Here is a 16588-nt window from a genome sequence, read left to right on the forward strand (position 1 = left end):
TGCAAGGATCACCCATAGTCACCGTGAACGCTACAGTAGAGGACGGTCACCTAGTGTTAGAGTCGGTCCTCCCGGACGGTACAACCAAAGTTTCACGGCGCGGGGCGTGGCACCCCCGCAGACCATACACCAGCGCTGATGTGGCACAGGTGAGGGTCATGGTCAGGCGGGCTGTCCGCTCCCACATCAAAAAGATGTCATCATGGGCGCTATGAAAAATAGATACCCACTACAGTAAAAACCATAGATAGAAAGTAAAAAGCAATGTTCACCCTAAAAACCCAGCACGCCAAAGAGAACGTGACCCTGCAAGCCGAAACCCTGGAAGGCATCGTGAAGCAGGTTGAAGAATACGCCGGGCCACATACCCCCGATTTTTCACACGACACCCTAGAGGGTCACATCTGGTGGGACGACAACGAAACAGGGTTCGGGTACGAAGGCGGGTCTGACGCTATCAACGTTGGAGGGGACCCCGAAGAAGGCGAGGTGCCAGACTACCAGCACAAGGGACCCAAACCCTTGACCGTGGAAAACATCAAGGAATACGCCGCTTATGTTCTTGACTCCCACCCTGGGAATGTGGCGATTACAGAGAGCTAGGGCAACAAGCCGGGATGTTTAGGTCCCGGCTTTTTTGCCCACCTGGCACGGCCTCCCTGTCTGGCGGTTTTACGGGAATGGTGGTAGGAGCACAGGGAGCGGAGGTTGGTTAGGCTGTGGTCATCTGCCGGGCCGATATGATCAACGTCTGTTGCTCTAGCTGAGCACCTTTCACCAGTGTCCCCGCGCGTTTCGACGCATTGGTACCCGTCCCGGGCCAGGACTTTCTGGCGTATTTTCTCCCACCCTCTAGGTAGGGGGGATGTTCTGCTCCCGGTTTTTTTCCACATGACCGCGCCCTTTCTAAGTGGCTGGGGCCATGCGAGTTTTTTAGTCCCGCATGGCCCCCTGTCACCCTCATAAATAACAGGCCGCAACCTATGATTTTACTTCCTGGTTTCGGCAGTGGAGGAAGGGCTTTTTCCTAAAATGAATGACTCAGAATTGCCCGACCAGCTGTATGCTGGGCCTTTTTGGCGGTGTGTTCGGTGCAGGTGCATGTGCCGGTTGCGAAGCAGTCAAGGTTGCAGGTTTCAGCGGCGTCTGGTTCTTTTTCGGTCACTGAGGGCCTCCTCTGCGGTGGGGTCTGCGTAGGTTGGTAGCGGGTCGCGCGTGCGTTCGGGTAGGTCGCCGCGTAGCCAGGGTGGGAGTTGTGCTCGGGGTTTTTGCTGTTCGCGTGCTGTTTGCGCGCGCAGTAGGTCGGTGAGGTCTGGTTTCCGCATGATTCCCACCGCCCCCCTGGTTTTTTGGGTGCAAAAAGGAGGGGGCAGATAGCCTGCCCCCTCCTGTTCGCTGAACACACACTTTAGAAAGGAAAAAGTGCCCGCCGCCCCAACCCCCTCGGAGGCAGGAGGGCACAAAAAAAGCCCGGCGCCCCTAGCTACAGGACTTCCGAACCTATCAGGTATCTAATCACAAATTATGAGGCCTTGTCAAGAGCTTTCCTCTGCTCCCTACGCACACGCCTTAACTCCTTGAGTTCCGCCTGATGTAACGCATCATCAAACAGGTAAACCCAGTGACCGTTTATTTTCTCCCTCGGCACCTTCCCCCGCACTCCCCACATGCTAACTTGCTCCTGAGTCACGGCGTACCCACAGCAAGCTAGCGCGGCGCTAGTGTCCGAGCCGGTGAAGTAGGTCCCGTCAAGCCGGTCATGCACCATCTCCCCACGCCGCTCTTTGAGAGCCACAAGGTCTAGCCCTTGCCCGCAGGCACAGGTATGGTACGTGCGGTCAGCAGGGGCTTTCACTAGTTGCCCGCAGGCCGGGCACCAGCCGCAGAGAATAAGCTCAGGCTGAGGGTTCACCAGCCGCTCAGCGGTGCGCACCGCTAGGGATAGGTCGGTGTAGAGCTCCAGGAGGTTAGCGGTGTTTTCGGCAGGCCAGGCGAGCTTGTATGCCTGGGGTTTGAGTCTGCCGGGTTTGCGCGTGTGCAAGCCGATGTTAGCGGCCATGCCTGCTATGGCCTGGGTGAGGTCGTATGAGGCTTGCAGGGGTGCCAGCCTGATACCTGCGGGCGCGCCCTCGGAGCCGGTGGACCAGCCACCGGGGGTTTTGGTGGCTTGCCCGGTGGCTTCGGTCGCTAGCTCGGGTAGGAGCAGGCCTGCTTGGTCGAGTAGGCGTTCTACTAGGCCTATGCAGGGGTTGCAGGTGCGGGCGTGGGTGGGTTGGGAGCAGATTTGGCATGGGTGCATGGTGTGCCTCTCTCAGGGTGCGAGCGTGCAGGGGGGGGTTAGATGTGGCAGGTGGCTTCGGCTTGGGCGGCCATTTAGTGCGCGCTCCTTTCATGCTGACGGGCCTTAGCCTCAGCCTTAGCGCGGGTAGGGCAGGCAGCCTCATACCGGGCGCAGGTGCAGCGCACCCAGAAGAATGGCTTGCCGTTGTTGCCCCAGTGCCGGGAGATAGTTGTTTGGTGAATCATGGTTGCTCCTCGTAGATAGTTATTTGCGCGCCGGGCTGGTTTTCCTCATCGGCGTAATGTTTGCTGGCGATTATCTTGGTTACGCGCCCGTCATCGTCCCAGACACCTGCAACGCTGATGGGGTCGTTGACCGCGCGGACGAGCTTGTCCAGGTCTGGTTTGACCCAGGGTAGCCAGCGGCGCACGCTTTTTGGCTTGGTGAGGTGGAAGGTGTATTCCACGGTGAGGGGGCGTTGCCCGGTGAACTTCCCGGCGTGAGCGGTTGCGGCTTTTTCTACCGCTTCCCTCCAGGGTTTGAGGTTTCTGTTTGCTTCTCTGAGGTAGATTCCGCCGTTTTTGCGTCTGCCGGGTATTTTTGAGCCTTGCGGTGCGGGTTCGCCCGGCACGTGGAAGGTTATTATCATCGTTTCCGCCAGTTGTTGGGTCGGTTTTGGCGTAGGCGGGTGACCTCACGCGCAGGGGCGTGAGCGCTAAGCATGTGCTTATGCGCGTCTTGCATAGCCTCAGCGTGGCTGTCATGGGCGACTATGTACAGGCTGGGGCATTTTGGGCAGCGGTGGATCCAGATGCCGAGGCTGGTTCTGTAGACTTTTGCTTTCTTTGTCATGGTTTCCTTTCGATTCCCCACCACCAGGCGGGGGTGAGGCCGAGATAGTCGCGGGCATAGGTGAGGCCCTGAACCAGTGGTTGCAGGGCCTTTGTTGTGAGGTAGAGGGCTGTGAGGGGTATCAGGGCGGCGGCCCCCACACCGGCTAGAGCCAGCATGACGACCGCCGTGAAAGAAGCCCAGGCGAGCAGGGCAAGAGTCATGTATTGTTGCCCTTACGCTTACAACAACAGCAGTGGCAGTGTTTGGCCGAGGCGGTTCTTTGCCGTTCTGCGACTTTCTCTAGCAGGGTCCGCCGGGGCTGTTGGGAGGGTGTCGGGTCGGGTACCTTGTTCACCTCCAGGCAACGGGGTGTGGGGTCAGGGAAAATGAGCTTTAGGAACCTCATTCTGCCCCCTCTGCTGGTGCGTGCTTGTGGGATTCTGCCAAGCCGTCAAATATCTCTTCCCATCTCTTCATTTCTTCTCCGGCTTGGAAGTATTCATCTTCGGTGAGATGGTCGTGGTCTTCCCAGAGAATTGGGTTAAGGTCGATTGCTTTGGCAATGCTGGTAAAGACGGCGGCTTTTACGCGGTCTGGGACACGGTCGCTCATTTCTTACTCTCCTGTTCTAGTGGAGGTTGGCGTTTGGTACGTTGATTTCGGCTTCTGAGACCGTGAGGGTGACGGTCAGCTCCACTATTGCTCCGCCGGGGCCTGTGGGTTTGGCTCTGATGTTTGGGGTGAGATACCTGGCGGGTATGGTCACCCCCGCTAGGTGTAGCCCTTCTTTGTCTAGTCGGGCTTTGGGTAGTGTTTCGTTTTTTGAAGTCACGAGGGCGGTCACTTAGTTCTCCTGTTCGGGTGCGTGCTCTAATACGTCTGCGTGGACGAGTGGGTAGTTCTCGGCGATGTAGGCCATGCGTTTCTCGTAGATAGCGAGCTTGCGGGCGGTGGCTTCATGGTCTGCTATGAGCGCAGGGACGGCGTTGCGGTATTCAACTATGACCCTTCCGTCTTCTTCACTGACCCAAGCGATGTCCTCGCGCTCATGTCCAGTTCCGCGTTCGTCATGGTTGAGAACGTCACCGTCAGGGTGTTCGATGTAGGTTCTTTTGCCGGGGCCATGGTTGCTTGATTCCCAGGGTGCGGGGCTTGCTTGCTGGTGGAGTTCGCGGAGGCGTGCGTGTAGCTCGGGGGTGTAGGTGGTGGTCATTACTGTTCCTCGTAGATTTTGGGTGTCCGGGTAGTGGGTTCTAGGTCGGTGAGCTTCTGGTTGATTGCTTGCACTGCTTTGGGTCCGTGGATTTGTATGCTGGGTGATCCTGCGGAAAAGATGATTGTTTGCAGGAGTCTTAGGGCATGGTGCAGGGGCGTGTTGGCTGGTTCGTGTTTGAGTACTTCTTGGATTTGGTTGATTGCTCCTTGGGTGTCGTGGGAGTTGATGAGTTCGATTTGGATAGCGTCTAGTTCGGTGAGGCGCTGTAGGTAGAATCGGGCTTTTTTGAGGTCTGATATGGGGTCGCCTTTGTGTTCGTGCCTGTAGAGGTATTTGATGGCGTTTCCGAGGTTGAACCCGCCCATTTGGGCTATTTTGATTGATTCGATGCCGGAGGGGTGCTGTGTGTAGTGGGGTGGGTGGTTGATGAGGTCTGTCATGGCTGTTTTTCCTTTCTGTGGGGTTGAAAATAGCCGGGGTGGGTTCCCGGCTTGTTTTTGTGTTTTAGGCGCTCTGAGCCTTGTTTGTGTCTTTCTCAGCGCGCATGTGGCGCTGTTCCCTGACCCGACACGTATGACACCAGCCCTCCCAGGGGCCAGAATGATATATTTGCTTCGCCCTGCCATTGCGTGTGTGGGTAAGCCCACACACTTGGCACGGGTACGGCTGATACTGCTGATACTTCCTCCAAGCGCTGGTATAGCAACCAGAGCAGACACCTGGGAAACGTGACTCAGGGCCGATGATTCGCAACGGGCGCCCAGTACTTGTTCTTGTGCGCCTGCAAGCACGGCACCTTGGTAGCGGTTTACCCATCAGTTACCCCCCCATGCAGGCCGGTGCAGGAAGCGACTAAAGAAGTCATAGACGACCACCAACCGAAGCAACAACAGAGCCAGCACCCACCGCCCATTGTGGAGCGGGTAAACAAGCAGCAACATCAGACCCCCTCACAGAGGCAACCCCGTCACGCCAGCACTGCTCAGCGCGCCCAGGGTACTTAACCTTCCACTGGGCAAAAGTTATCTTCGTGGTGTCATGGGTGATCTGGCGGGCAGAAGCCTGAGCGCGGGCAGACTCAATCAAGGACTGCGCCAGTAGCCGAATCTGCCGGGCAGTTGGCTTGTCGTCACTGCGCCGCACAAAAGCCCTATAAGCCGCGTCTGCCTGCGCCGGGGTTAGTTTCTCTAGCTGCTCCTGCCAAACAGAGACCGCGTAAGAGGATGGCTCCACCCGTGGGTCGTTCTGGTTGACGGCTGTTAGGAAAACGTGGGTTTCTTGCTTATTCATTGCTCGATACTCCTGAGAAATTCTGCCCCTGGGTCTTGATACTGCTGGTTGAGTTGGGCGTTGTATTCAAGACGTTTTTGCCAGCCTGGCTTGTAGGTGGGGTCGGGTTGTTGGAGGCGTGGGGGTTCTGCTGGGCCGTCCTCCCAGCCTCTTGATTCAAGCCACCGCGCGGGGGTTTTAGTGAACTGCGGGTTGCGGTGGGGGTTGTCTCTGTAGCGGGCGGCTCCGGCGATGATCGTTGAGGCGGTGTTGAAGTGGGAGGCGGAACGCCAGGCATTCCAGGCGTCGAGCTTGCCTTCTTGTCTTGGGTAGGTCGCCCAGAATTGCTCGAAGATGGGTGAGTAGTTCACTCTGCCCGGCGCAGGTCTTTTCCGCTCCCCCGTTGTTTCGTGCGCGTGCGCGTTATTAATGGGGTGTAGTTCTTTAGAACTACTGGGGTTAATGGGGTTGTGTCGCAACGGTGCGACGGGTGGGGTCGCATTTTGCGACGGGTCAGTGCCGTTTTTGCGACGGGTCGCATTTTGCGACGGTCGCAACGGTGCGACGGGTGGGGTCGCATTTTGCGACGGGTCAGACATCAAAGGAAGATAAAAGACATTCACACCCTTCGGTCCCCTAGTCTCCTCCCTCGCTAGCTCTCCAAGCTCTTCAAGGGACCTGATTTTTCTAAAGACAGTAGCCCTATCCACCCGCGCCATTTTGGCTATCGTCGGCACCGACTGATAGCTGTTACGCCCCTCCCTGTTAGCCGCATCAGCAATAGCCAAAAGAACCAACCGAGCGGTACCCTCAGCCTGCGAATGATTCCACACCCAAGACGTAGCCTGAACGCTCAAAACAACCTCCTTCCCTTGTAGTAGTAGTGGAAAGCCCGCCCAGGGGAATTAGAACCTCTGGGCGGGCTATTGAATGGTGCACGCCTGCTATTGGGCAGGTGCCACAGCGTTGGCTTTCTCAATCTCAATTTCACGTGCCAGGCGGGTCAGAACTGCCTGCGCCTGATCGTGAGTCAGTGAAGCAGCGCCGCGCAAGCTGGGGTCATTGACCCAGTCACGGACGATACCCAGGATTTCCTTAGCATCGGTCACCCCAAGTTCCCCGAAGCCTGCCTTGATACGGCCCTGATCAGCCTTGGAAGCGTACTTGACCTCAGCCTTCGGCTCTGCGGGTAGTTCCCCGGTCTCTGGGTCGGCCTGCTCGCTCTCTGCGGGTGGGGTCACCACCGGGGCAGGTGGTGCCGAGGGCGCAGGTGCGGCCTTAGCCTTAGCGGGGGCCTTCCGCTGAACCTTCTTCGCGCCAGCAGTAACAGCCTTAGCCTCAGCTGGAGTGGGAGCTGAGTTGGGGTCGAAGTCGCCGTCCTCAATATCCTCCACAGAGTCAATACCGCCAAAGACGTCTGAGAAGGTAAACTTTGCGGCTTCAGAAACAGCCTTCCAGTGCAGCATTTCAGTGGGGTTGGTCTTATATTTTGCGTTTGAGGTGTAACCAGCGCGGGTGGCCCGCTCAATCGTCCAGTCGTAATCAACGCTAACTGACGGGTCATCCTTGCGAACTGCTCTCAGAACAACGCGGGTATCACTCCGTTCTATTGCGTTGAGCTTGTGCCCTGCCTTGGTGATCATCTTTAGCATCGCCTTTGCGTAAAGGCCTGGCCGCCCATGCACGACATAAATTGATTTCAGCGCTTCCATTGGATCCATACCCAGCGACTTGCCCTCAAGAATGGCAGCGGTAACGTTAGCCTCGTTCCCCTGGAACTCGCGGGGCACGAAGGAAGTTTTTGCGAGCTTTCCAGCGATGTATGCGGCAGCGTCGGTTTCCTGAGCCCATCGGACTAGCTCGCTGAGCGGCTCGCTAGGATCATGCGCTGGTATGTTAAAACCCTGCGCCGCTGGTGCCCCGTAGGGTGCCTGCATTGCTGGGACGTTCTGCTGGTATGCGGTGATTTCAGTCATTTTGGGGTTCTCCTTATTAGTTGGTGAGTTTCTTGATGGTCAGGCGGGGCGCGGTCTCCTTGGTGTACTGCGCCTTGACCTGCGGGTCTACCTTCTTAGCGTCCAGCTTCGGAGGCTGAGGGATATAAAAATCAGGGTGCTCCTCAACCGGGTATTCCCGCTCAAAAGCCGCCGCGTCAAAGCGCGACCCGGTAGCAACATTCACGCGCCAGGTTCCGGTCTCCACAGTCAGCGCCGGGTTCTCTTTCAAGGCAGCCTCAATGCGGGCTACCTCCGCCCGGTGGTATTCGAGTTGTTCAAGGACTTCGTCTACCTGTTCGGGGGTCATTTCTTCCAGGTTCAAGGTGGGGTCAATCTCAGTCACGAGTTTCTCCATTCGGGGTTAGGCCGCCAGGGTGGCGGCGGTTAGTTCTTCGATGTTCAGCGCGGGCTTGACGTACCCGGCGCGGTCTTTGGCTTTGCGGGCTATCTCCGCCGCATACTGGAATTGCAAGAAGTGGGCGTCAATCTCTTCTGCGCTCTCTGCCAGCGGGTGAAGCTCCGTAAAACCTGGCCTGATATGCGCCACATAGGTGGCTGTGATTTCAGGGAGAGGGTGCTCAGTGTGCGGATCATAATCCTCAACCCAGAACTCAGCTTTTGCGTAGGCGGCTGCCTGCAGCGCAGTCTCCCCGTACACACCATTGGAGGTTTTCCAGTCGATGAGGACAGGTTGCCCGTCGTTGAGGTAGGGGCTGGTGCCGATAAAATCAACCCGCCCCGCGTACCAATGGGAACGGTTGGCAAGGGACTTCTCGACAATCAGCGGGGTAAGCTCCAGGGCCTCAATCAGAGCGACCAGACCCATCACCTCCGGCTCGTAAAGCGGCGGGATAACCACCTCCGCGCCCTCCAGGTAGCGTTGGCCGAGATCGTGTATCAGGGTGCCTCGCTCCCCCGCGCTATCCCTCAGACCCTCCGGCACCTTGCAGAGGGCCTGCACCAGTGCTGAGCGCCCGTGCGGGTTCTTCTCCGTGGGTGTAGGTTCACCTCTTAGCCGCTCAATCTCTAGCGGATTAGCCTCCACATACTCAGCCACCATCCGGGCGTGCCAGCCCATCAGGGCAGGCTTGGGCACTCCCCCACCTAGCAGGGTCGTCACGCCGGTCACTGACCTGCCGTCCAGCCGGTACCGGTGGGAACCTGCGTTAAAAGTCAGGCTCACTGACTCTCACCTCCTAGCAGGTCAGCTATGGCCCTGCCCAAGGGCGGGGTATTAGGATTGGCTGACTCCATTTGGAGGCGCGCCAAGTGAGCATGCGACAACACGTTCTGCGCGTACATATGCCGATTCTCCAGGTCCTCAGCGCGCTCACGAGCGGCCTCCTCAAAGCGGCGGCGCTCATCAATCCTCACTGCCGCTTCAAATGCCTGCAGCTTCTCTAGCTTCCTCTGCCGCTTCGCGGCTTTCTTGGCTTCCTTCATTGATCCAATCCTTAGTTGTGCGATATACAAAAACCCCGACCGGTGCGGCCAGCAGCATGGCTCCCCCGGTAGGGGCAGGGTTCAAAATGGTGAGGGTAAGAAAAAGACCCCACAAAAGCAGGGCCCTAGTTCTGGTGCTCATGCGGCCTCCTTATGGGGATTCACCCTGATATAGTCGGCCTGCTCACGCAGGCAGGCATTTGCCAGGGCAATACTTTTCTCTGAAGTTCTAGGGGTTAGCCTGCGCCCAGTGACCCGCCAGAAAACGAAGCACTCACGGCAATCACAAACCGGGGCACTCATGCGGCCTCCCAAAAATCATCTTCAGGGTCCGCGAAGTAATCACAGATGCAGGGGTATTTCATCGACCCGCCGCACTCTGGGCACACACCCGGCTCCTCATTCGGGGCTTGCCACAGCGGGCTATCAGGGCCAAACCAGCGGCTCATTTGCGCGCCCTCGCTTCACGCTTAGCCAAATACACAGCAAGCTCACGCGAAAGCTCAGCGGTGCTCTTACCCGAAGCGCGGGCAACCTTAGGGCGCAACATCGTCGCCCGGGTAGAGCGCATATCAATCCGCCCAGCACCGGCCACCTGCGCTCTCATACTCAAATCACGCAATTTAGGCCACCTCCAACATTTCCTGCTGACCAGCGGCGGCCAGCTTCGTTGAGAACCTGCGAACCAGCTCCTCGTAATAAGCAAGGGTGTACTTCCAAGCCGGCGTAAGCTGACCATTGGCCTTTTGAGTCATATACTCGTAAGCCCAACCATTGCGGAAAAGAACCGTCTTAGGCTTGTATCTGATCTCCTGAACTTCACCGGTGAGATTGTTTTTCTTTTCCCACTTACCGAGTTCCCCGCGCTTTATCATGTGCTCCCGCAACATCGGCAACTTCATACCGGGGTAAACCTCAGCAAGTTTCTTATTAAGGTCAGTAATCGTCATGCCGTTATCCTGCTGCTTCCAATGCCCATAAGCAGTAGCCGCCGGAGCAAGCTGGGCAATCTGGGCGTCTTTAGCTTCAAGAACCTTCTGCGCTTCAACCAGCGCCTTAGCCATAAGCTCCGGGCCGGTAAGCTCAGGAGCTTGGGTGACAGCGTAAGAGCCTGTCTTTCGAATGGCAGGGAGGACTTCGTGTGTAACCCACCGTTGAAAATTGGTTATCATCTCCCGGCTAGATTTCTTCTGCAACCTACCTGACTGTCGCTGAACAACAATCTTGTAAAAGGCAGGCTCCGAAATCACGGCTAGATTCTGTGTGCCCCCAGGGGTACGCATGGGACGCGTACCCTTATCCTCTTCATCTACAACGCGGAGCATGTCAGATGCCATGCGGTATTCGAGAATGCTTGCGAGGTCTAGTGCAATAAACCAGGGTTCGCCGTCTATGAGCAGTGCCCGTAGCGGTAGGCCGTTGAAGTTGAAAGTCTGCACACCATCATGTGCGCTGTTATTTGCTAGAATTTCCATTGGATTAATCCCCTTTCATGGGTTAACAAAAGCCCCTGGCAAGTGCATGCCAGGGGCTTTCCCAATTTATTAAATAATAAAACCAACCTACAAAAATAGGCATAAAAATAGGCTCCACCGAACTGTGAGCCACACATAAAAAAGAGGTAGACTAATAAACTCTCCTAGAATCAAGACTCACAATATCAGCCTGAAAACCAGCAACTAAATCATCCCCCAAAGCATCAGCCCAAGGAGAATCAAGCTGCTGAAACACAGGCCTCAAAACATCCCACGGCAAAAAAGTCTCTGAACGCAAAACCTCAGCACTAGGCAAAAGGCCAAAAACAGCAGAAACAATAGCCGCAAGAACACGAGGCTTCTCCGGCAAACGCTCAAGAGCACCAGGCTCCTGAACCCTCCAGCTCTTACCAGTAGCGCGGTCCTTATTATTAGATAGCTGTCGATATATAGACGAATACCTAAAGTTATCAATCAGCCCTAGAGTACGACCATACCGAGCTATAGCCGCTATCGAAACCCCCCATTTCCTTTTCAAGGGAAGTAATGACAGCGGCGTAGCATGATCAGGCCATTCCTTCATAATCTCAACAGATGGAATCAAGAAACGGATAGCAAAATCAAAAGCTTCCTCTTCCTTATTCTCCCCTGCTCTGTACCTATGCAACAGCAAGTGCCCCAGCTCATGCGCCACCGAAAGCCGCTGTCTTTCCCAAGCAGTATCCATACGCACAGCAATCACCGGAACATCGATACCCGCGCCACTTGTCCATGAAGAATAAGCATCATGGTTGGGTATATGAGCAACTAAGTCGCCAACGGTCGGAACAACAATTACACCATTCTTCTCTAAAAGGCTGACAAGATTACCGATAGGTTCACCAGGTTTAAGTCGAAGGATCTCCCGCGCGCGCAACACTGCGTTGTCCATATCATCAAGATAATCAAGGTTTTCTAGCTGCACAGGAAAAAGCTCAACCTTGCGAGTATTGACCATCTGAACAATATACTCGTTAATAATTTTTAAAAAAGAAAGCTGGGATGAACACTCTTTTTTCGTGATAGTTGAATTAGCACGAAAATGCAAGTCTGAATTCTTTATATAACTCACTGGTGGGGTAATAAGATATTCTTCATCCACCCCCAGAAAATCAGCTATCAACCGAACCTCAGCAACAGGCAATTCCGTACTTTCTGTACCCTCGAGGTGAGAAATAGAACTAGGAGTCTTCCCCAGCTCTTCGGCTAGCCTTTTTGCTGTTACCCCTCTAAGGGTTCTAGCGTCTTTTACTCGCTCGCCGAATACAGCAACCCTTGAGTTAGGCAGTGTGAGAGGTAGACTCTCCTCCATTTTCTTCAGCATCCCCTTCCTTCACTATTTCTGGCTCTGAAATCTTCATCTTGTTCACGAACTCGACAAAGTCATCTTCGTCCTTAACTACTCGTTGGGGCGCCTGATGGTCAATCAAAACGATATCCTCCCAGCGCGGATTACCGTCCTCTAATGGGGCAACCCCTACCGCCTTAACCCCTCGCTGGTCACGGCTACTGTATAGCTCCATGCACAGTGCATACTCCTGAATAGCTTCACCAAAGAGCACGTCAGCGAGCACCTTATCGAGACTCTCAACACGGGCTTTCCCGTGGTTCATTAAGGAGTAAAGATCCTTATCTTTAGGCACCGTACGCACCGCAAGAGATAAGTTTCCGTCAATGGTTATCTTGCAAGAGTTCCCTCTCCGGGAAACGGTGATTCCATCTTCAGTAAACTCAGGTTCACTCAGGCGTGACTCTAAAATTGCTTTGACCGTGTCTATCTGCACTGTACGCTCACGATTCTGTCTGTCCTCAAAGCCCTTGATAGTCTCAAGGCCTTTCTCCTGGCTCTCGCTCGCTTGGCAAACACTCTCGTCAGCCTCTCTAGCGATGCGGTGGAGTCGAGGTTCGTACGGCTGAAGGTCCTCGGATAGGCCTGGGTGCAAGATAGTCACCTTTCAACTTTTATGGTTTGAAATCATGTAAAACCATTAAATACACCCCAATGCTTTTAGTCAAGCCGGCCTCTAGCCTGATAGCTTCTCAGATTCTTCCTGCCATATCTGCTGGCTAATCTCGCGAATCTCAGCCCAGATATATGCTGAAATGTCGAGATACGAAAATTCCTTCTCATCAAGCCTTGCACCCCTGTGAGCAGCTGCTTCACTTAGCCTCTGCTCAAAATCAATGAGCGCAACGATACGCTGGTCAATGCCGTGCGGAGAGCCGGCATTTTCGTTCATGCGGCGTATGACTGCGCTCTGTATTTCTCTGCATCGCTTCAGCGCTTCAAGTAAATTGACCATCTGGTAAAATCCTTACTTAATCGATGCCCGCGCCTGGTAACTTCCCAGAGCGCGGGCGTTCTCTTACTTACTTCTTTTCATATCCCGCATCACATCATCGAAGGGAACCCTAAGCAGTCTTTCCCCTTCAACTTTGTAAGCGAAAGCCATAACACCAGACCTTGCTGAGTGGGCGTTCTGCAAGCTCTTTACAGAGCGACCTAAAAGAATGGATGCCTCTTTGACACGCACCCACCCTCTGAACTCTCCCAATCTCACAATCTCTTCTACATCCATGACGGTCCTTTCTTCGCTAATACATGAGGGGCTGGCGGGTGAATACGCGCTTGCGATACCTTGTGTGGATAATCGTTTGCTCACCAGCCCCAAGCGCCCGTCCTTGGTCTTGCACCAAGTCACCAGCTCTCCACGCTGACGGGCTAAAACTGCACGACGCTAGCGCCGTGACTCCCAACCGTTTACCGTTACCTCCCGAAAGCCTTATGGGCTATACCCGCCCTCACTCTGTGGGGCGCTCTCTCAGGGTGTAGGGCCGAGCGCGGTGTCTCACTGGCCCCGTATCTCTCCACGGCGGGATATTCAATTACCAAGTAGCGGCCTGTGTTTTTCTGCCCTGCGCCCAGGTTGTTGCGCAGCTTCACCCTGTTTTTGGGTGCACTAATCCCCTTGAATGGGTAAAAGTGTTTTTGACTTGCGAGAATAAAAGTGCCGTCTCGCACCGGCCAAACCCCAGTAATGGGGAGACTTTTGTTGGCTAAGCAGCCATTGCGGTAACTTCCTCGTAGCTTTCTACGGTCATGTCCTGCAAGGGGATATTGAATCGGTAAGCGATCATCACAGTTTCAGAGAAGTTGGGTGCTGATACGCCGTCACGCCAGTTCTTGAGCTTGGTGTATGAAGTGCCCAGTAGGATTGCTAGGTCGCTCCAAGTGTGGACTCCCTGTTCGTACTTGATTCGGTCAAGTACTCGGGGGTTGAAGTGTGGCTTCTGTGCCATGTTGTCACCTCCTTAGTGGCTGATAATTCGATATTAGATTATATCTATTCGTATTTGCAACCCTCTTTCTGGCGCAATGTTCGGAAATCCTGCATGCTCACAGCGTTTCAGCATGTCAGGGTCATGTAAAAAAGTTTCAAAAAAAGATAACAGTGTGTCTAAATTGCATGGGTTATCTATTTATGCAACACTTGGAGCATGAACATTGAACAGTACATTCAAGAACAGACCGGGCTATCTACTCGCCAGATAGCCGAGAAATCTGGCCTGACCCAGTCACGCCTAAGCCGCCAGTTCAACGGAAACACCGCCCTAACACTAGACACCCTCAAAGACATCGCACTAGGAACCGGCCTAGACTTCCTAGACCTAGCAGTCAAAGCCAACCTGCTCAAACAAAACTATGTAGACAGGCTCCGCTCCAAAGGAGCCCTACTCAAAGCGACAGACGAAGAACTCGTTGCAGAAGTACTACGCCGCATGAGAAGCAACGCCCCCATAGACAAGAACGCACCATTCGCAACACAACCATTTGCCACTCACGAAGAAATGGCACGAGCAGAGCTAGCGGAAGAGCTCAAAAAGTCAGACGTAGACATAGCGGCATACCGGGAAACAGACGGAGATGAAATCGACTACGACTCATACAACTAGCGCGCAAGAGTACGCTAAAGCCTTGGGGCTACCCATCTACTACGATGACCTAACCCCAAGGCTCCGGGGTCTCTACCTCCCCCAAAGTAACTGCATATTCCTCCGACCAGACCAGCACCCCCACATGGAAAACTGGGTGCTCTGGCACGAAATAGGCCACTACCACACCAGGTCATCACATATTGCCAGCAGGAAAGACCGCAACAGCATTGAACAACGATGCGACAGATACGCCGCCATACAGTCCTTACCCCTTGGGCTACTCTGCAACAAAGACCTATACTCACCTGACCTAGCACAATGGGCCTACAACCTAAGAACTCCACCACGCGCACTTAAGACGCGCTTACAGTACCTAACATTCAACGAAAAGATGCTGCTACCAGAGCAGATAAAAATATAAGACCACCAGACAGGAGAGATCAAATGAGCTTCACCAAAGGAAATGTCAACGCTTACACAATGGGCAACAGCGCCAGAAGCTACATCGACACCAAGAAGGGAGAGATGCTCGCAGACCTTCTCTACAAACTTCATACCAACCAGCCGGTGCACCCACCGATTCCCTACGAGGAAGAGTCGCCAAAACCCAATTCTTTCCTCCACCCGTTCAAGGCTTCAAAGTGGGATATAAAAAGGGCCCGCAGGGAAGCCAAGATAAAGACCTTCAACCAGACGTTCGGGCAACTAGTGCAGGACTTGAACAATGGGGTAATCACCCGAGAAGCCGCTATTCAATACCTGGAATCGCAGGTACCAAGGTACCGCTAATCACTACCGCCCAGCCCATCGCCCGAAGGAAAACCATGCGCCCACCCCTGCCCATAGGAGCACACGGCGAGATAAGCGCTGTCAAAATCGCCAACGGTAAATGGCGAGCACGAGCATACTACCGCGACACCACCGGCAAGCGCAGGGACATTACCGCTAACGCGACCAGCAAAGCCGCTGCTGTAAATAAGCTCCGTGAAAAGATAGCGGCCTATCAGCCAGTCGAAGAAACTACCGCAACTATGCGGCTCAAAGACTTCACCCAAATTTGGCTCAAAGACTACAAAAAAACCGTCACCTTCAACACCTTTCGGCAGACAAGCCTCATTATCAAGAACTTCATCGAGCCAGTAGGTCAGATAAGGCTTAACGAGATCACCGTCCCCTGGCTTGAAAAGCAGATAGCCGCAGCAGGCGAAAAGCGTACCCGTGATGGACGCACCATTGGCGGCCCATCATCGGCCACCCGCCTACGCATCATGTACAAGATGATTCTAGGTGAGGCAGTGAGACTTGGCGCCTTACCAGTGAACCCTGCGGAGCAAACCCGTGCTGTAAAGATTGAGCGAGAGGCGGTCAAAGCGCTGTCACCGGAGCAAATGACCGAGCTAAGAAAGACAGTGCGAGATTTTTATCTGTCCTACCCCCACTGGACGCGGGCCAAAGAATGGATGCCTGACTTCATAGATTTCCTGGTGGGCACAGGTTGCCGTGTAGGGGAAGCGGTCTCTCTCAAATGGGATGATCTAGACCTCGAATCTGGGCTGTGCACGATTAGGTCTACCGCAATTATTGACTCCGGCGCGTCTGTTTATCAGCCTTATACCAAGACCAAAAACGACCGGGCTATTACTCTTCCTGGGTGGCTCATTGCTGTGCTCCGCGAGCGCGAGAGGCGATCGGGCGGGGAGGGTTTTGTTTTCACCGCAAAGGGTGGGGGGATGGTGAAGTATTCGGTGCTGACCCATAATTTTAAGAACTCCCTGGGTGGGAAGTTTGGGAAGATTACGCCGAAGATTATTCGTGCTTCGGTGGCAACGATGATTGAGCGTGAGCTTGGGCTTGAGGCGGCTGGGTTGCAGCTGGGGCATGATGATTTTAAGACTACGAAGAAGTCTTATATTGAGCGGCGTGGTGTTTCTGATGCTGTTGGGGTTTTGGGTGGTTTGTAGTCGGTCACTATAAACTCACTACTTTGGGCGTGGAATGTAGTGGTGTTCTATGGAGTTCTGGGAAGTTTGGATTATGCGGTTCGCCTAGTCATATGGACTTACCGGGAGTTCTATGGAGTCAGGGGAACACGCGATTA

General features: G+C 54.5%; 27 protein-coding genes and 1 pseudogene. 5 read left to right on the top strand and 23 right to left on the bottom strand.

The features are described 5' to 3' along the window. Nucleotides 1–264: 264 nt before the first annotated feature. Entirely contained in the window at nucleotides 265–603 is a 339-nt protein-coding gene (locus tag ACN082_RS09855) for a hypothetical protein (RefSeq protein WP_419100688.1), read from the top strand. 533 nt (nucleotides 604–1136) lie between these two features. Here the strand turns inward: ACN082_RS09855 and ACN082_RS09860 are convergent. From ACN082_RS09860 to ACN082_RS09970, 23 genes and pseudogenes are all read right to left on the bottom strand, one after another. Next, the gene (locus ACN082_RS09860) at nucleotides 1137–1325 is read right to left on the bottom strand and encodes a hypothetical protein (RefSeq protein WP_419100689.1); all 189 of its coding nucleotides are present in this window, start codon (nucleotides 1323–1325) and stop codon (nucleotides 1137–1139) included. A 197-nt stretch (nucleotides 1326–1522) separates the two neighbouring features. Continuing rightward, nucleotides 1523–2299, bottom strand: coding sequence for a hypothetical protein (locus ACN082_RS09865; RefSeq protein ID WP_419100690.1), 777 nt, complete (start codon nucleotides 2297–2299; stop codon nucleotides 1523–1525). A 74-nt stretch (nucleotides 2300–2373) separates the two neighbouring features. Beyond that, nucleotides 2374–2526 (bottom strand): hypothetical protein, encoded by a 153-nt coding sequence (locus ACN082_RS09870; protein ID WP_419100691.1) that lies wholly within the window; start codon nucleotides 2524–2526, stop codon nucleotides 2374–2376. Next, the gene (locus ACN082_RS09875) at nucleotides 2523–2912 is read right to left on the bottom strand and encodes a RusA family crossover junction endodeoxyribonuclease (RefSeq protein WP_419100692.1); all 390 of its coding nucleotides are present in this window, start codon (nucleotides 2910–2912) and stop codon (nucleotides 2523–2525) included. The genes ACN082_RS09870 and ACN082_RS09875 overlap by 4 nt, the downstream gene beginning before the upstream one ends. Nucleotides 2913–3129: 217 nt before the next feature. Further along, nucleotides 3130–3336, bottom strand: a complete 207-nt coding sequence (locus tag ACN082_RS09880; RefSeq protein WP_419100693.1) for a hypothetical protein — start codon at nucleotides 3334–3336, stop codon at nucleotides 3130–3132. A gap of 181 nt (nucleotides 3337–3517) precedes the next feature. After that, nucleotides 3518–3727 (bottom strand): hypothetical protein, encoded by a 210-nt coding sequence (locus ACN082_RS09885; RefSeq protein WP_419100694.1) that lies wholly within the window; start codon nucleotides 3725–3727, stop codon nucleotides 3518–3520. Nucleotides 3728–3743: 16 nt separating this feature from the next. Next, nucleotides 3744–3959, bottom strand: a complete 216-nt coding sequence (locus ACN082_RS09890; RefSeq protein WP_419100695.1) for a hypothetical protein — start codon at nucleotides 3957–3959, stop codon at nucleotides 3744–3746. Next, nucleotides 3960–4328 carry a hypothetical protein gene (locus tag ACN082_RS09895; protein WP_419100696.1) on the bottom strand — a complete coding sequence of 123 codons (369 nt, stop codon included), beginning with the start codon at nucleotides 4326–4328 and terminating at the stop codon, nucleotides 3960–3962. After that, the gene (locus ACN082_RS09900) at nucleotides 4328–4771 is read right to left on the bottom strand and encodes a DUF3310 domain-containing protein (RefSeq protein ID WP_419100697.1); all 444 of its coding nucleotides are present in this window, start codon (nucleotides 4769–4771) and stop codon (nucleotides 4328–4330) included. Before ACN082_RS09900 ends, ACN082_RS09895 begins: the two co-directional genes overlap by 1 nt. Before the next feature lie 421 nt (nucleotides 4772–5192). Continuing rightward, nucleotides 5193–5621 (bottom strand): hypothetical protein, encoded by a 429-nt coding sequence (locus ACN082_RS09905; protein ID WP_419100698.1) that lies wholly within the window; start codon nucleotides 5619–5621, stop codon nucleotides 5193–5195. Next, the gene (locus ACN082_RS09910; protein ID WP_419100714.1) at nucleotides 5618–5971 is read right to left on the bottom strand and encodes a hypothetical protein; all 354 of its coding nucleotides are present in this window, start codon (nucleotides 5969–5971) and stop codon (nucleotides 5618–5620) included. The genes ACN082_RS09905 and ACN082_RS09910 overlap by 4 nt, the downstream gene beginning before the upstream one ends. Nucleotides 5972–6271: 300 nt before the next feature. Next, nucleotides 6272–6433: pseudogene (locus ACN082_RS09915) on the bottom strand (helix-turn-helix domain-containing protein); the annotation flags it as partial. Between the two features lie 111 nt (nucleotides 6434–6544). Further along, nucleotides 6545–7576, bottom strand: coding sequence for a hypothetical protein (locus ACN082_RS09920; protein WP_419100699.1), 1032 nt, complete (start codon nucleotides 7574–7576; stop codon nucleotides 6545–6547). Nucleotides 7577–7592: 16 nt separating this feature from the next. Then, the gene (locus ACN082_RS09925; protein ID WP_419100700.1) at nucleotides 7593–7940 is read right to left on the bottom strand and encodes a hypothetical protein; all 348 of its coding nucleotides are present in this window, start codon (nucleotides 7938–7940) and stop codon (nucleotides 7593–7595) included. Nucleotides 7941–7958: 18 nt separating this feature from the next. Continuing rightward, nucleotides 7959–8780: a hypothetical protein gene (locus ACN082_RS09930; protein ID WP_419100701.1), complete on the bottom strand. Its 822-nt coding sequence runs from the start codon at nucleotides 8778–8780 to the stop codon at nucleotides 7959–7961. After that, a complete protein-coding gene (locus tag ACN082_RS09935) occupies nucleotides 8777–9040 on the bottom strand; it encodes a hypothetical protein (protein WP_419100702.1) in 264 nt (87 codons plus the stop codon). Before ACN082_RS09935 ends, ACN082_RS09930 begins: the two co-directional genes overlap by 4 nt. A 445-nt stretch (nucleotides 9041–9485) precedes the next feature. After that, nucleotides 9486–9662, bottom strand: a complete 177-nt coding sequence (locus tag ACN082_RS09940) for a hypothetical protein (protein ID WP_419100703.1) — start codon at nucleotides 9660–9662, stop codon at nucleotides 9486–9488. Nucleotide 9663: 1 nt separating this feature from the next. Continuing rightward, nucleotides 9664–10515 (bottom strand): Bro-N domain-containing protein, encoded by an 852-nt coding sequence (locus ACN082_RS09945; protein ID WP_419100704.1) that lies wholly within the window; start codon nucleotides 10513–10515, stop codon nucleotides 9664–9666. A gap of 151 nt (nucleotides 10516–10666) precedes the next feature. Then, the gene (locus ACN082_RS09950) at nucleotides 10667–11878 is read right to left on the bottom strand and encodes a helix-turn-helix domain-containing protein (RefSeq protein ID WP_419100705.1); all 1212 of its coding nucleotides are present in this window, start codon (nucleotides 11876–11878) and stop codon (nucleotides 10667–10669) included. Then, on the bottom strand, nucleotides 11835–12167 hold the full coding sequence (locus tag ACN082_RS09955) for a hypothetical protein (protein ID WP_419100706.1): 333 nt from the start codon (nucleotides 12165–12167) through the stop codon (nucleotides 11835–11837). Before ACN082_RS09955 ends, ACN082_RS09950 begins: the two co-directional genes overlap by 44 nt. Before the next feature lie 411 nt (nucleotides 12168–12578). After that, nucleotides 12579–12857, bottom strand: coding sequence for a hypothetical protein (locus tag ACN082_RS09960; protein ID WP_419100707.1), 279 nt, complete (start codon nucleotides 12855–12857; stop codon nucleotides 12579–12581). Between the two features lie 63 nt (nucleotides 12858–12920). Then, entirely contained in the window at nucleotides 12921–13133 is a 213-nt protein-coding gene (locus tag ACN082_RS09965; RefSeq protein WP_419100708.1) for a hypothetical protein, read from the bottom strand. Between the two features lie 478 nt (nucleotides 13134–13611). Next, the gene (locus tag ACN082_RS09970; protein ID WP_419100709.1) at nucleotides 13612–13854 is read right to left on the bottom strand and encodes a hypothetical protein; all 243 of its coding nucleotides are present in this window, start codon (nucleotides 13852–13854) and stop codon (nucleotides 13612–13614) included. A 198-nt stretch (nucleotides 13855–14052) separates the two neighbouring features. On the opposite strand from ACN082_RS09970, the gene ACN082_RS09975 reads away from it, so the two are divergent. Genes ACN082_RS09975 through ACN082_RS09990 form a run of 4 tightly spaced genes read left to right on the top strand, consistent with a single transcriptional unit; the run spans nucleotide 14053 to nucleotide 16451 of the window. Then, on the top strand, nucleotides 14053–14508 hold the full coding sequence (locus ACN082_RS09975; protein WP_419100710.1) for a helix-turn-helix domain-containing protein: 456 nt from the start codon (nucleotides 14053–14055) through the stop codon (nucleotides 14506–14508). After that, the gene (locus tag ACN082_RS09980) at nucleotides 14480–14911 is read left to right on the top strand and encodes an ImmA/IrrE family metallo-endopeptidase (protein ID WP_419100711.1); all 432 of its coding nucleotides are present in this window, start codon (nucleotides 14480–14482) and stop codon (nucleotides 14909–14911) included. The genes ACN082_RS09975 and ACN082_RS09980 overlap by 29 nt, the downstream gene beginning before the upstream one ends. A 23-nt stretch (nucleotides 14912–14934) precedes the next feature. After that, nucleotides 14935–15279 (top strand): hypothetical protein, encoded by a 345-nt coding sequence (locus ACN082_RS09985; protein ID WP_419100712.1) that lies wholly within the window; start codon nucleotides 14935–14937, stop codon nucleotides 15277–15279. A gap of 35 nt (nucleotides 15280–15314) precedes the next feature. Beyond that, nucleotides 15315–16451: a tyrosine-type recombinase/integrase gene (locus tag ACN082_RS09990; protein WP_419100713.1), complete on the top strand. Its 1137-nt coding sequence runs from the start codon at nucleotides 15315–15317 to the stop codon at nucleotides 16449–16451. Nucleotides 16452–16588: the final 137 nt, after the last annotated feature.

It is taken from the genome of Rothia sp. CCM 9417, from assembly GCF_048513575.1.
In the GTDB taxonomy this organism is placed as follows: Bacteria; Actinomycetota; Actinomycetes; order Actinomycetales; family Micrococcaceae; genus Rothia.